The 14,758-nt window shown below is 43.1% G+C and carries 10 protein-coding genes; 2 read left to right on the top strand and 8 right to left on the bottom strand.

Annotated elements, in window-relative coordinates; translation table 11 throughout:
- The first annotated feature begins 70 nt into the window (after positions 1–70).
- A complete protein-coding gene (locus tag FKX85_RS14395) occupies positions 71–1,189 on the top strand; it encodes a formylglycine-generating enzyme family protein (RefSeq protein WP_141615400.1) in 1,119 nt (372 codons plus the stop codon).
- Between the two features lie 750 nt (positions 1,190–1,939).
- Here FKX85_RS14395 and FKX85_RS14390 read toward each other — a convergent pair.
- From FKX85_RS14390 to alaS, 7 genes are all read right to left on the bottom strand, one after another.
- Positions 1,940–4,387, bottom strand: a complete 2,448-nt coding sequence (locus tag FKX85_RS14390) for a leucine-rich repeat domain-containing protein (protein ID WP_141615399.1) — start codon at positions 4,385–4,387, stop codon at positions 1,940–1,942.
- A complete protein-coding gene (locus FKX85_RS14385; protein ID WP_141615398.1) occupies positions 4,374–5,216 on the bottom strand; it encodes a hypothetical protein in 843 nt (280 codons plus the stop codon). Before FKX85_RS14385 ends, FKX85_RS14390 begins: the two co-directional genes overlap by 14 nt.
- Entirely contained in the window at positions 5,213–5,791 is a 579-nt protein-coding gene (locus FKX85_RS14380) for a hypothetical protein (protein ID WP_141615397.1), read from the bottom strand. Before FKX85_RS14380 ends, FKX85_RS14385 begins: the two co-directional genes overlap by 4 nt.
- Before the next feature lie 26 nt (positions 5,792–5,817).
- The gene (locus FKX85_RS14375) at positions 5,818–6,285 is read right to left on the bottom strand and encodes a nucleoid-structuring protein H-NS (protein ID WP_141615396.1); all 468 of its coding nucleotides are present in this window, start codon (positions 6,283–6,285) and stop codon (positions 5,818–5,820) included.
- 74 nt (positions 6,286–6,359) lie between these two features.
- On the bottom strand, positions 6,360–7,478 hold the full coding sequence (locus FKX85_RS14370) for a TlpA disulfide reductase family protein (protein WP_141615395.1): 1,119 nt from the start codon (positions 7,476–7,478) through the stop codon (positions 6,360–6,362).
- Positions 7,479–7,482: 4 nt separating this feature from the next.
- Positions 7,483–8,946 (bottom strand): Asp-tRNA(Asn)/Glu-tRNA(Gln) amidotransferase subunit GatB, encoded by a 1,464-nt coding sequence (gatB, locus tag FKX85_RS14365; protein WP_141615394.1) that lies wholly within the window; start codon positions 8,944–8,946, stop codon positions 7,483–7,485.
- A 92-nt stretch (positions 8,947–9,038) separates the two neighbouring features.
- Positions 9,039–11,669 carry an alanine--tRNA ligase gene (gene alaS / locus FKX85_RS14360; RefSeq protein ID WP_141615393.1) on the bottom strand — a complete coding sequence of 877 codons (2,631 nt, stop codon included), beginning with the start codon at positions 11,667–11,669 and terminating at the stop codon, positions 9,039–9,041.
- A gap of 133 nt (positions 11,670–11,802) precedes the next feature.
- Here alaS and FKX85_RS14355 point away from each other — a divergent pair, with 133 nt between their 5' ends.
- Positions 11,803–12,780: a M23 family metallopeptidase gene (locus FKX85_RS14355; protein WP_141615392.1), complete on the top strand. Its 978-nt coding sequence runs from the start codon at positions 11,803–11,805 to the stop codon at positions 12,778–12,780.
- Positions 12,781–13,532: 752 nt separating this feature from the next.
- On the opposite strand, the gene FKX85_RS14345 is transcribed toward FKX85_RS14355, so the two are convergent.
- On the bottom strand, positions 13,533–14,555 hold the full coding sequence (locus FKX85_RS14345) for a LacI family DNA-binding transcriptional regulator (RefSeq protein WP_141615390.1): 1,023 nt from the start codon (positions 14,553–14,555) through the stop codon (positions 13,533–13,535).
- Positions 14,556–14,758: the final 203 nt, after the last annotated feature.

Genomic DNA, 14,758 nt, shown 5'->3' with positions numbered 1-14,758 from the left:
CATTTAAAAATCAAGCACATAACTTGTCCATGAAACCTAAACTAGCTACACAGCGATAATATTTACTGTTATGAATATACCTATCTATCGAAAGCCCTTTAGCAGCACCTTACTTCTAGCTGCAACAGCAGGATTGCTTTGGGCTTGTAGTGAAGGAAAAAGCACAGAAGAAGTCTCTTCTGACAAAAAATCTAAACCAACTCAACAAGTCTCTAATCAAAAACAAGCTAAACAAAAAGGCATGGTATGGATTCCCGGGGGAGACTTCATGATGGGGACGGATGAAGAGGAGGCCTATCCAGTGGAAAGACCTGCTGTCAAACGCCATGTGGACGGATTCTATATGGATGAAACGGAGGTGACCAATGCTGAATTTAAACAGTTCGTTGATGAAACAGGCTATGTGACCGTTGCAGAAAAAAAACCCGAATGGGAAGAAATGAAAAAGCAACTTCCCCCTGACACACCTAAACCGGATGATTCACTGCTCCAAGCGGGATCGTTGGTCTTCGTAGCACCTGACCAACCAGTGGATACGAGAGACATCTCCAATTGGTGGAAGTGGACCCCTGGTGCCAGCTGGAAGCATCCTGAAGGTCCAGGCTCTGATCTCACGGGAAGAATGAATCACCCCGTTGTTCATATCGCCTATGATGATGCTCTTGCTTATGCAGAATGGGCTGGTAAAAGATTACCCACTGAAGCAGAATGGGAATTTGCAGCTAGAGGTGGTTTGAAAGCAAAAAGATATTCCTGGGGTGATGAGCTAAGACCACAAGGGAAGTTTATGGCAAATACCTTTCAGGGACGATTCCCCAATGGAAACCAAGGCAAAGATGGCTTTATGGGAACAGCCCCCGTAAAGAACTACCCTTCCAACTCATACGGGCTTTATGACATCATTGGTAATGTATGGGAGCTGACTGATGACTGGTTTGACGCCATCAAATTCCAGCGACTTACTGGAAATGCTCCTAAACTGGACGCCAATATGAACCAATGCTACAACCCTACCAACCCTTATGCCAAAGAAAGGGTGATCAAAGGCGGCTCTTACCTATGCTCTGACAACTACTGCATCAACTACCGACCCAGTGCCCGTCAAGGACATGCCTATGACAGTGGCTCCTCCAATGTAGGCTTTAGATGTGTGCAGGATGCTCCTGCCGAAACACTTGGAATGAAGTAAACCATCAAACAACTATAAGCCAAACCGGAAAAGCCCAATGGCTATTCCGGTTTGTTTATTGCCCCAATGCAGCTGCGGGCAAGAACGTTTTCCATTTTTTTGATTAAACACTCTCTTTATTAGACAATTGGGTCTGTAAGACAGGGCAATCGCGTTTAAAAAAAATGTTATATAAATCACAATTTCTAATTCGTTGTCATCCCGACTTGAGGAGGGATCTCAATTTTTAATAAGAACCTGAGTTCGACTCATAATTAGCATCAAAAACGTCATTGCGAGGAGCTTGCGACGCGGCAATCTCGTTTTCAGATACGGGATCGCTTCACTCCGTTCGCGATGACGGTTTTTCCTACGTTGCGAGCTGCCGCGGCTTCCTCCCCTCAAATCTTCCTCTAAGCTCTGTTTGGCACCAGACAAGCCTGCCTTTGGCTGTAGACAGGCTCGCGGTGACGGTTTTATAATCGAACTGAGGTTAAGAGATTCCTTCCCGATGTATCGGGATCGGAATAGCCTGCCCATGGTATCGGGGACAAAGGCATTGTTAGAATGGCATAGCTAGTGGAATACGCAGTCGCTCATCTAAAAGCGGTTTCACTGGTCTGTAAGATTAAAATCTATCCCTGAGACCAATTGCTTATGGTCACTGGAAAAGAATAAAACTCGTATAAATCCTTATATTGGATTAATAAAAAAACCGTGACAGTCTATCCTGCCACGGCCTTTTAATAATACCATATTAATTTCTTTCTCCTAATAATACCTTACTTCACACTCAGGGTTGGACTCTTTAAATCTATCGATCTGCCTGCTGTTGATTCGGGTGTTAAAGCAGCTTAGCTTTTTCAGTCCATGAAGGTCTTCAATATCCCTGATGCTACGAACATCAGTACTGGCTATATCCAGTTCCTCTAGCTTATGCAACGTATCCAGCCCTCTTAATCTCCTTACGCTGGTTCCCGACAAAATCAATGTTTTCAAATTCGTCAATCCCTCCAGCGGACGAAGGTCTTCCACACCGGTATTGGACAGGTTAAGGTGCTCTAGCGTCTGTAATCGTGCCAAGGGCTCCACCGTGGTAATCGGCGCTTGGGTTATACTTAGATTTTTAATCAGTTCGAAACTCGCCAGATCAGCAATGTCATTTAACGGCACATCATGGATTTGTAAAGTATGCAGGTTGATAAAATCCACCAAAGGCCTCAAATTCTGAATGCTTTTTCGCTGGATTTTCAATTCCCTGCTAGAAGTAAGTTTGTGCAATTCACGGGAATTTGGTTCTGTAGAAATATTAAATTCTTCCACAAAGAGCGTTTTCCAAACACCATCCAAGCTGTTCCACCAGCCTTTAAGCTCGTCTGATCTGAAAATGATATTGGCATCAGGAACGACTTGAAGCAGGGCCTGCACCTCCCACTTGGGCACCTCAGTGCCATCCACATCAAGATATTCTAGACTACGAAGCTTCTGCAACGGCTCTACACTGGAAACCAGTGTTTCCTTTAAGGATAACCTTTCTAAGCCCTCTATTTTGCCAATATCCTCCACATTTGCAATAGGCGCATAGTTGGCTGAAAGCTGTTTTAGGGTTTGAAGCTCCCTGACAGGGCTCAACTCATGGATTTTGGTATCATCAAACTTCAGGGAAATGAGTTTTTTAAACTTGATGACAGGGCGCAGATTAATAATTTCACTGCCGGATAGATCCAGGGAGTCCACCCCTACAATCCTACTGATTTCTTCCACTGATGGCATCCTGCCACTATTGCCTGGAATATACTTTCTGAGGACCACTTCCCACCCTTCGGGCAATGTCGTCCACCAAGATTGTAAATTCTCTACATTATGGATCAATAACACCTTTCTGTTGCTTACCGCAAAGGCATTGGCCTGTTCCTCCGCTATTTCGGTCCTGTCCGCATATACGGTTGCAAGACTCTCTTTTTGGGCCAGTGGCCCAAGGTTGTTCACGGAAGTTTCATTGATCTTTACCACTGCCAGATGCTCAAGATCTTTCAACGGATCCAAACTCCCTATATTGGTCTTGGACAGGTTGATCTCTTCGAGGTTTTTAAGGTCTGCCAGAAATTCAAAGTTGATCAAATAGTTTCCGCTGATATTCAATCGCTTCAAGTTGGTCAGCTGATGGATATTTTCCACATTATTGAGGCCACTTTTTTCCAGATTAAGCTCCTCCAATCCGGTAAATGAACTTAGGCCCGCAAAGCTCATCAAAGGAGTATTCTCGGCGATCAGCACCTTAAGATTGGTCAAGGAAGTGAGGTCGTCAATATTCTCGATCAGTGTACTGGAAATGTTCAGGTACTGCAAATTATCGGAATATTTCACAAACTGAATATCAGATGTAGGTGTATTGGAAACATCTAAATAAGCCAAATAGGTTACGTTACTGATAGGGCCCAGTTCCCTGATCATCGTATTACTGATATCGATATATTTAAGATCCCTTAGGGATTCCAAAGGATTCAGGTCTTGGATAAGCTTATTACCGGACAGATCCAAACTGTCAATGGCACTTATCCGGTTAAGGTGATCCACAGTGATAGAATCTTCGATCAGCCCAAAATGCTCTCTAAAATACGTTTCCCACTCCAATGAAAGGTTACGCCACCATTCGGTCAATTCTTCATCACGGCTCAGCTTAGTGGTATAGATACTGGCAATTTTCAATTCATTGGATTGTGGATCCAAATTCACTTCAACAAAACGAGGCTTGGTATTCTCAATAGCTTCATCATCCAAACCGGTCGCTTTGAGCGTCCTATCCATGGAAACCAAAAAGGACAGCTCGTCATTATCCCTGAGAAAGGGCTTAACATCCCTTACTTTAAACTTAAAACTGGCATCTTTAAAGAAAAACTCTACATCTTTCAAGTAAGCGGGCACATCCTTATTAGTGATCACCTGACGGTCCAGCAGGAGATCATCTTCTACTTGTACCTTATCATCACGGAAAATTTTCTTGTAACTTTCGGTAATGATCACATCCTTGTCCCTCGCCGATGTCTCGGCGTTTCCTACAGTATTGAGGAAATACTCAAGAAATTGTATCTGATCCTCTACTTTCTGGGAAAAATCTTTTACTTCCTGTTTCGAATAATCTCCCAAATCCTGGGAAAATACCATTCCGGGCACAAGGACCAATCCCAATAAGACGATATATAGCCTACTTCTGATCATAGATATAATTTAAAATAGCCTCCTTTTCTTCTGCATCGGCCACTTTAGTAAGGTTACTAATAAGCCAGCCGGTATTGAAACCGGGACGGTTAAACTGAGAAACTTCAAAATACCAGTCTCCAATCTGGAAAAAATGAAATTTAACTCCATTTACCGTTTCAAATTTCATATTGCCACTTTTGATCTCGTAAAGAAAAAGTGTTAGATAGTCGGGTTTATAACCATCGGAAGTATATGATTCAGGGGTATCATTATCCTGAAGGGCTTTTCTAAGGTTCATAAAGCCCAGCTCATGACTCAACGGATGCAGGAACGGTTTTTCCTTGCCCTCTTTTTTATCGAAATAAGGTTTGAATCCATCAAAAGCCACTTCCTTTATGACCCACTCAAACCCAAGTCCTTCCTGCTGAATTTCCATAAACAATGTCACATTGGTTCTTTTACCTTTGAAGGTAAACACTGACGACACTTCGGCAAACCAGTTTTCCCTGTGGAAGCTCAGGTATTGCGGGTAATTTTCAGCAGTAACATGATCTATAAATTCTTGCTTGAGGCTCTTGGTGATATTAGAAGTCTCATTATCAAAAAGTAAATTGACGTATTTTATTCGGAGCTCACGATTATGGTACATCTCATCACCATTGTGGTACCGTGTCAGTCCATCCTCGCTTTCTTCAGCATTAAATCTTCGAAAGAATTGGTTTAGTTGTTTGGTAGAGGCAGCGAATCTGCCGTCATCCTTAATTTGCCCGGGGCCGCCTAAGCCCTGCCCCGAGACAAATTGTATGGATGAAATTATGATAATTGCTAATAAGCTTAATTTCTTCATGCGGAAGTTTCAGTCACTCTAATATCACCTAGCATCACATCCCAAAACTCGATAGTTCTTCCGGCTACCTGAGTTTGTTTTTTCTCTACATAAATAGTGATGTCTTTCTTGGTGGTGTCTTTATAGTTTAGGCCTGTTTCTACAGATGTACCCTCAAATCGCTGATAAATCGTCACAACACCTACATATCTTCCGTCAGGCTGTCTTTCCAGATCAGAGATATAATGGATATCGTACCAGCTAATGGTCACATTATCATAGTTAAGGGCCATCAGACGCTCAAAATACCTTCTTACAGGATAATATGCTACATCTTGAGAGCTCAAAGAAGAAACGCCCATCTCAGACCCTGGTGAAAAGAGTTCCTCAGCACGGTCCATTACCCTGTTTGCTTCAGAAAATTGGGTATCCTTACTCCCGATGATGCTGATATACTTACTAAGGTCTTTTACCTTTTCCAGTGCCAATGAATCAATGGCCTGCTTCCTTTGAGGGCTGATGTTATCAGATTGCGCCGCCGCGATGAGGCCAGTCGCAAAAAACAGTAGAATGAATGCTTGAATATGTTTTTTCATGGTTATTTTTTTCAGTGTTCCTTATTTTATCTACGACGAAGTTCCAGTTCAGTGATTTTTCCGCTACCATCCAATCTCACATCACTGATGAAGTTTAGGTTCTTCTTGGTATCCTTAAGGTAATTGAGGTATTTGGCGATGTTCGTGGGCTCATCATAATCCTTGATACCATTTTCCTCATGAATAACGATCAAAACGGGTGTATTTTGATTCGAAAACATACTCAAAGCTTCCTGAATAGAGCTATTGGCACTTTGTACACTGCTGGCGGATGCGATTGTAGAGAAATATCCCTCCAACTTACCTACAGCTACTTCTTCTGCAGTGGGTTCTGGATCGGGAGCAGGAGCAGGTGCCTGCTCTTCTACTGGTGCCGGTTCTGGAGCAGCTTCTACTACTTTCTTCTTACTCTTACAAGCACCCATGGCTAACAACCCAAAAAGAACTAGGGTGACTAACCTGCTTAGTGGTGATTTAAAACTACTTTTTTTCATGTTAGATAGATTAATAATTAAATACGATGGTTATTTAAAATTCCGGCTAATGCTATTGAACAAAAAGCATTCCATTATTCGAAAATTTCTTTTAATTTATTTTCCAAAGCTGGCCCTCTCAGGTCCTTTGCTATGATTTTACCCTCAGGATCAACCATGTATGTCGCAGGAATAGCATTTATTTTATAAGTAGCTGCAGCTTCAGAATTAAAGTATTTTAAATCGGAAACGTGCGTCCAGGTTAAGTTATCCTCTTCTATGGCCTTTAACCATGCATCTCTACTCCTATCCAAAGACACTCCGAATACTTCAAATCCTTTCTCGTTGTATTCATTGTACAATCTGACCACATTGGGGTTTTCTTCCCTACAAGGCTTACACCAAGCAGCCCAAAAGTCTATCAACACATATTTTCCTTTAAAATCGGAAAGCTTCACTTCCTCTCCTTCTGGATTAGGGAGTGCTATCTCGGGAGCCGGCTGACCGATGCTCAGTGCCCGCATTTCATCAAGTTGCTGCTTGAGTGCCACAATCATTTTGGTTTCAGGATATTTCTTGTCCAGCTCCACCACCAGGCTATCGATATAAGAGAAATCGTTTCGGGGATTAAGCATTCCCACTGCTGCCAATGCCGCGAAACTTCCCTTCATGCCATCTATGGTATTTTTAACTTTGGTCGAATGATCAGATTCCAATGTCAGTGCTTTTTCCTGAATGCTTTTTACGGCCGCTTCGTCTTTTGCAGAAAGTGCTTCGTAATAATCATTGTTTAATTGGTTGATCTGCTCTTGATAATCATCCGCCAATTGATCCACTTTCCCTACCTGTTCGGTGTCAAATGAACCGGATACAGCAAGGCTTTCTTCATTATCAAAATCATAATTTACCGCCACGTCTTCATTGAAAAGTGCCAGTCTAATCTGCTTTACACCATAAAGATCAAGCTCATAAAATGTCGGCCCTTCCAGGCTGAGATTATATTCAAATTTGCCATTATCTTTTAAGGTCAGCGTATCGATGGGCTCGACGCTGTTATCGGTATATCTGGAAAGAATCAATACGCCCTCCGGAGTGTTTTCCAACTTCCCACTGATAACTACTTCACCATCGAAAGCCTCTTCTTTCACTTCATTGGAACAGGCTGCCACCATTAATAAGGCAGCAAGCAAAAACATATAATTAAACTTAGTCATGAAATTAGTTTTCTAAGAGTTCTGTTAAAATTTTATTGGCCACTTTAGGGTCGGCCTTTCCTTTGGACTTTTTCATTACTTGTCCCATAAACATCCCGAGTAGTCCTTTCTTACCGGACTTATATTCTGCTACCTTTGCTTCGTTTTCAGCCAGCACGCTTTCTACGATTGGCTTTAGCGAACCTTCATCGCTTTCCTGGATCAGATTGAGCTTCTGCGCGATCTCCAGTGGTGTCTGCGAAGGGTTCTTGATCATCTCAGGATATACCTTCTGGGAAGCCACAGAGAAATTCACTTTTCCTTCATCAATTAACGCTATCAAACTGGCCAATTGTTTTGGCCGGACAGGAAAATCCTCAATATGAAGGGTCAGCTCATTCAAATAAGATTTCACAGGCCCCATCATCCAGTTGGATGCAGCTTTGTAGTTATTGGTTTCACTACATAGTTCTTCAAAATACAAAGCGATTTCCTTGCTGTCGGTCAACACATTGGCATCATACTCCGGTAGACCAAAAACCGTCACGAATCGTTCATGCAGTTCACGAGGCAATGAAGGCATGGACGCCTTGATGCTTTCCAGCCAATCTTCTGAAATCACCACAGGACTAAGGTCCGGCTCTGGAAAATACCTGTAGTCATTGAGGTCCTCCTTGGTCCGCATACCTGCTGTAAGTCCAGTGGTGGCATCAAAGGTTCTCGTTTCGCTGATGATCGTCTCCCCTTTTTCCATCATGTCAATCTGACGATCAAACTCATGCTCAATGGCCCTGGCGACATTTCGGAAGGAGTTCATGTTTTTCACTTCCACCTTCTTACCCAATTCGGTCTCCCCTTTCAACCGGATGGAGATATTGGCATCACACCGCATGGATCCTTCTTCCATATTTCCATCACAGATATCCAAATAACGTACCAGCTTCCTGATTTCTGACATAAACTGATACGCTTCTTCAGATGCCCTGATACATGGCTCCGTCACAATCTCCAATAAAGGCACTCCTGCCCGGTTATAATCCACCAGGGTGTCCACTTCGCCGGCAAGGTGCATGGATTTACCAGCATCTTCCTCCATGTGAATTCGGGTAAGCTCGATATCACGCGTGACTCCTGACTTTTCTAGTGTAATGGCCACAGTACCTCCTACACAAACAGGATTTTTATCCTGGGTCAACTGATACCCTTTTGGAAGGTCCGGATAGAAATAGTTCTTACGGGCAAAAATATTGTTCCGTGTGATTTCACTTTTACAGGCCAAACCAAGTTTCATCGCAAATTCCACCGCCCGTTTGTTCACTTTTGGAAGTGTACCTGGATGGCCAAGTGTGATGACTGAAATATTAGAATTTGGCAAGTTTCCGAATTCTGTGGAATCCGAAGCGTACATTTTACTTTTGGTCAGCAACTGAACGTGGACTTCCAGTCCAACTACCAACTCGTATTTATCTTTTATCTCCTGTGAAGGCATTTTACTTAATGAATAGTGTGTTCTATAGTTAAATTAACCAAAAATGGCAGAGTTTTACCCCAAAACCAAATTCATAACTGGCTATTACATGATTAGATGGCAGAAAACATCTCCTTGGCCTTTATGACCACCTGATCCAGCCCTTCTACCTTCTGTCCTCCCGCTGTAGCAAAGAATGGCTGTCCACCTCCTCCACCTTGGATTTCCTTGGCCAGTTCGCGGACGGCATTGCCGGCATTAAGGGATTTTTCCTTTACCAATTCATCAGCGATGACCACGGCAATCTGCGGCTTGCCACCGATATCGGCTGCAATGACAGCAATAACTTGATCCACCTCGTTCTTCAATTCAAATGCCAGTTTTTTGAGGGCATCTGCGGAAGGAAGGGTTACCTTGGAGATGATTTGATTGGTTCCGCTGACCTGTTGAACAGCCTGGATAAGCTCATTCTTTAAGGTTCCGGCCTGCTTCAAGTGAAAGGACTCAATTTCCTTTTTCAACTCATTTCGCTCTTGTACCAATGCTTCCACGGCCTTGGTGATATCCTTAGGACTTTTCAGCAATTCCTGAAGTGACTTTACCACATCAACCTGCTCATGGACATATTGCTCGGCAGCATCTGCTGTAATTGCTTCTATTCTTCTCACGCCGGAGGAAATCGATCCTTCCGAAACGATCTTGAATAAACCGATTTGGCCCGTGTACGGGACATGGGTTCCTCCACAAAGCTCGACCGAATAGTCTTTACCAAAGGTGATTACACGGACAAACTCCCCGTATTTTTCGCCAAACAGTGCTGTGGCGCCCATTTTCTTCGCCTCTTCTATAGGCACATTTCTTTGCTCGAGCAATGGGATGTTCTCACGCACCTTTTGATTGACGATACGCTCCACCTGCGCAATTTCCTCATCACTCAATTTGCTGAAGTGAGAAAAATCAAAGCGCAATAATTGCTCATTTACCAGTGACCCCTTCTGCTGCACATGGTCTCCCAACACTTCCTTAAGTGCCGCATGAAGTAAGTGCGTAGCCGTATGGTTATTCATGGTCAGCGCCCTCTTTGCTCCATCCACTTTCGCCGTAAAAGTAGCCTCAGGGTCTTGAGGAAGTTTTTCCACAAAGTGCACAATAAGGTCATTTTCCTTTTTGGTGTCCAGGACCATGATGGTTTCATCCTTCCCTATCAACACACCCTTATCGCCTACCTGTCCACCACTTTCGGCATAGAACGGTGTTTCTTCAAGCACCAATTGGTACTTGGTGCCTTTTTTCTCTTTTATTTCCCTGTATTTGATAATATTACTGGTCGTCTCCAGGCGGTCATATCCTACAAATTGCACACCTGCCTCCTCACTGACCGGCACCCAGTCACCGGTTTCCTGTTCTGCCGCAGCTCTTGAGCGCTTTTTCTGCTTGGCCATTTCTGCATCAAAGCCTTTTTCATCCACAGAAATACCATTTTCCCTTGCGATCAAGGAAGTCAGGTCCAGCGGAAAACCAAAGGTATCGTATAGTTCAAAGGCCACCTTACCGGAAATCACACGCTCCCCCTTTCCTGCCAAATCTGTCTTGATCTGGTCGAGCCGCTTCAGGCCATTGTCCAAGGTACGCAAGAAAGCAGCCTCTTCTTCATAAATGACTTTGGCAATAAAATCTTGCTGTGAGGCAATTTCCGGAAACATCTCTCCAAAATGGGCTGACAATAGCGGCAAAAGTTCATGCAGAAAAGGTTCATGAAAGCCAAGGAAGGTATAACCATACCTTACCGCTCTTCTCAAAATCCTCCTGATGACATAGCCAGCTTTGTTGTTGGAAGGCAACTGTCCATCTGCGATGGTAAAGGAAATGGCACGGATGTGGTCGACGATCACACGGATAGCAATGTCGATCGTCTCGTCTTCGCCATATTTCTTTCCCGATTTCTTCTCCACAGCAGCGATAAAAGGTGTAAAGACATCTGTGTCATAATTGGAAGTCTTGTTCTGGATGGCACGTACCAGCCTTTCAAAACCCATTCCTGTATCGATATGCTTAGCTGGAAGCTCTGAAAGACTGCCATTGGCCTGTCTGTTAAACTGAATAAATACCAGGTTCCAGACTTCTATTACCTGTGGATGGTCTGCATTGACCAGCTCTTTGCCTGGCTTTGCCTTGATTTCTTCTTCAGACCGCAGGTCAATGTGAATTTCCGAACATGGGCCACAAGGCCCTACATCTCCCATTTCCCAAAAGTTATCCGTTTTGTTCCCAAACAGGATCTTTTCCTTGTCCACATGCTCGGTCCACATGTCGAATGCTTCCATGTCCCGCTCCAGGCCATCTCCTTCATTACCTTCGAAGACGGTCACATAAAGTCTGTCCACGGGCAGCTTATAAATTTCGGTCAATAACTCCCAAGACCAGGCAATGGCTTCTTTCTTAAAGTAATCACCAAAAGACCAATTCCCCAGCATCTCAAACATTGTATGGTGATAGGTGTCTACGCCTACTTCTTCCAGGTCATTATGCTTGCCGGAAACTCTTAGGCACTTTTGGCTGTTAGTGGCACGAGTGCTCGCAGGAGTCTCATTTCCAAGGAAATAGTCCTTAAACTGGTTCATTCCTGCATTAGTAAACATAAGTGTCGGGTCATTTTTGACCACGATAGGTGCAGAAGGTACAAATTGATGTTGCTTGGATTGGAAATACTCGATAAAAGTACTTCTGATTCTTTTAGCGTCCATGTAAGATGTTATATGCTTAAATTATTCGGATTATACAACTGATATGCCTATATTGGCATGTTTCAAGCGAGACATTCCACGAGAAACCCATTCATAGGGGTACAAAAATAGGAGAAATACCATTTAATTAATAATGAGTAGAATAAAATATTACTACGATCCCAAAACCTGTAAATACGAACGATACACAAAGAGCAAATGGGACATTTTATTAGGGGTCCTTGGCTTCCTGTCCTTATCTTCGATTTTTGCAGTGGGGATCCTTATGATCTTTAGCTATTACTTCGACAGCCCAAAGGAGCTGATGCTAAAACAAGAAAACGAAGAGCTAAAGCTATATTACGAGATGATGGAAAAAGAAGTCTCTCATCTTAACGAGATGATGACCGACCTAAAGGATCGCGATGACAACCTTTATCGTGTCATCTTCGAATCCGAGCCCATCCCCTCCTCCATTAGAGATGCAGGCTATGGCGGATCTGATCGCTTTAGGGAGCTAAAAGAAAAAGGGCTCCAACAAGAAGACCTGATCATGGATGTCATGAGCAAAGTGGGCAAGCTCAAAAAGCAAATGTACATCCAATCACTTTCCTACGATGAATTAGCGGACAAAGCCCTCAATAAAGAAGAATACTGGGCCTCTATTCCCGCCATACAACCCATTCATAACGAAGACCTCAAAAGATTGGCTTCCGGTTATGGCATGCGGATCCACCCTATCCTGAAAGTCCGAAAAATGCATACGGGAATTGATTTCTCCGCTCCAAAAGGCACGCCAATTTATGCGACTGGAGATGGCAAGGTGGTAGAAGTCAAAACTGAATTTGGCGGTTATGGAAAATCCGTAACCATAGACCATGGTTTTGGTTTTGAGACCAGGTATGGGCACATGAATGAATTCAATGTGCGAAGGGGCCAAAGAATAAAAAGAGGTGACCAAATCGGAACAGTCGGGAACACGGGTTCGTCCACGGCTCCTCACATACACTACGAAGTCATCAAGGACGGACGCACCATTAATCCTGTCCATTACTTCTTCAAAGATCTAGAGCCTAGTGAGTTTGATAAAATACTCGAACTTGCATCCAAGGAAAATCAATCACTTTCTTGATATTGATCGACTGTCCACTGCTTAAAAGGAAAATTGTACCTTTGAGCCTTGGTGGCTAATCATTATTGGGGTATTAAGTGATTGTGAGGTATTCGGAACGGATAAAGCGGAAAAGGTGGGGCTGAGGAACCATTTTGATGGCTCGCTGATGACGCCTATAGAAAATATATCCGCTGATTTTTTATAATAAAGGAGGCTTGACGAAGCCACTACCTTTTGTTGGATGGCATGCAAATAAATTTGGGGTAAATTACAATTCAAATGGTCATCACCTAAAGCATAGGCTGTGCAGCTAAGGCGATCGGGGAAGTATAGTCCTATTGTTTCTATTTGGTTGACCTAAAAACATTCCCCCAGAAATATGGCTTGTTCGAACCGCACATTTCACTGAAAACTTCCCACTTATACAGGTAGCTCGAAAAATTCAAGGCATCAGGAACAAGACGGCGAAGGCCACTACGTAACCTGCCAAAAAACTAAAAAACATTGGTTCAGCTAACCTAAATTTCTTGTATTCCGGTATGTTTTTATGGGAATACTTATAGCTGAATTTTTTCAAATATCTTTCGGGGTAAAATGATAGAAAACACAAGCCATAGGCAAGTGTAAACATCAAGAAGGTAAGGCCAGTCTCCATCGCATGTGTAATTTGATCAAAGTTAATTTTCTTTTAAGCAACTGCCTACATTTTTCCCTAAAAATTAACGCTATATTACCCTAGGATATCCAAATTGTTAACAAACCTAGAAAACTCATGATCTAACCGATTCTCTTACGATCAGGTCAGCATCCAGCACGACTTGTTCATTGGGGCTTTCCAGTCCATTTGTGATTTTATCGATTAACAGGGCTGTTGCTTTTTCCCCCAATTCAAAGCCTGGCTGGTGTACAGTACTTAGTGTTGGGCTGATAATTTCCCCTAGCTGCCAGTTGCTAAATCCGATCACTCCCACTTGATCGGGCACGTGGATGTTATGCTGCTTAAGGTACTGCATTACACCCAATGCCACCAGATCTGTCACGCAAAAAATGGCATCAGGAGGATTTTCGGTTTCCATCAGAGATTTGGCAAACTCATATCCTTCCTCTTGGGTAAGGTGCTCACATACCTTAATATAATCATTAGGATACTTCACCCCATTTTCGGCCAATGCTTCCGCATACCCTCTAAAACGCTCATTGGAATGATGGACGTTTAGCCTTCCCCGGATATGGGCGATTTTTTGATAACCTTTTTTGATCAATTCGGTCACCGCCTGATGCGCTCCGCTGTAATCATTGACGATAACCTTGGGTGTATCAAATGTCTCAATGATCTTATCCACTTGCACCACAGGAATCTCTGCTGCTAAAAACTCCTCCAAATGGGCCACTTCTGTCGTTTCATTGGAAAGTGAAATGATCACACCATCCACCCTACTGTTTAGCAGTGCCTTGGCTACTTTCTTTTCATCCTCTACATGCTCATTGGATTGGCAGATCATGACATTATAGCCATATGCATTGGATTCGCTGAGCACCCCGCTAATGATGGACGAAAAAAACTGGTGGACCAGCTCCGGGATGATCAGCCCTATATTAAACGTTTTGCTCTTTCTGAAATTCACCGCAAGCAAATTGGGCACATAATGATGCTTTTCGGCATAGTCTTTCACCAGCTTGATCGTCTCCTCGCTGATGTCAGGATGTGACTTCAGTGCTCTGGAAACGGTGGAGACCGCCAAGCCCAATTCTTTGGCAATGTCTTTTAATGTTAATTGATGCTTTTCGGACATTTTCTGTACTTACTTATCCATTCCAAAATTAAGAACATGAACCTACATAAACCCCATCACATGCCCAATATTTTAATGCTATTATTTAGAAATCATATAAATTATCGTTCCGAAATTGATTGCACAACCGTTTGCGGAAACTTTGTGTTTGGAGCGGAATGATATTTTAAACTACTTTAAACAATCAAAAATAAAACATCCTA

This window comes from Echinicola soli (assembly GCF_006575665.1).
GTDB classification, from domain to species: Bacteria; Bacteroidota; Bacteroidia; order Cytophagales; family Cyclobacteriaceae; genus Echinicola; species Echinicola soli.
Note: the sequence above shows the minus strand (reverse complement) of the source record. Positions and strands in the feature narration are given on the sequence as shown.

What these genes read in the sequence shown, in the direction of transcription:
- FKX85_RS14395 (WP_141615400.1), top strand. Translation starts at nt 71, where the DNA reads ATGAATATACCTATCTATCGAAAGCCCTTTAGCAGCACCTTACTTCTA.
- FKX85_RS14390 (WP_141615399.1), bottom strand. Translation starts at nt 4,387, where the DNA reads ATGATCAGAAGTAGGCTATATATCGTCTTATTGGGATTGGTCCTTGTG.
- FKX85_RS14385 (WP_141615398.1), bottom strand. Translation starts at nt 5,216, where the DNA reads ATGAAGAAATTAAGCTTATTAGCAATTATCATAATTTCATCCATACAA.
- FKX85_RS14380 (WP_141615397.1), bottom strand. Translation starts at nt 5,791, where the DNA reads ATGAAAAAACATATTCAAGCATTCATTCTACTGTTTTTTGCGACTGGC.
- FKX85_RS14375 (WP_141615396.1), bottom strand. Translation starts at nt 6,285, where the DNA reads ATGAAAAAAAGTAGTTTTAAATCACCACTAAGCAGGTTAGTCACCCTA.
- FKX85_RS14370 (WP_141615395.1), bottom strand. Translation starts at nt 7,478, where the DNA reads ATGACTAAGTTTAATTATATGTTTTTGCTTGCTGCCTTATTAATGGTG.
- gatB (WP_141615394.1), bottom strand. Translation starts at nt 8,946, where the DNA reads ATGCCTTCACAGGAGATAAAAGATAAATACGAGTTGGTAGTTGGACTG.
- alaS (WP_141615393.1), bottom strand. Translation starts at nt 11,669, where the DNA reads ATGGACGCTAAAAGAATCAGAAGTACTTTTATCGAGTATTTCCAATCC.
- FKX85_RS14355 (WP_141615392.1), top strand. Translation starts at nt 11,803, where the DNA reads ATGAGTAGAATAAAATATTACTACGATCCCAAAACCTGTAAATACGAA.
- FKX85_RS14345 (WP_141615390.1), bottom strand. Translation starts at nt 14,555, where the DNA reads ATGTCCGAAAAGCATCAATTAACATTAAAAGACATTGCCAAAGAATTG.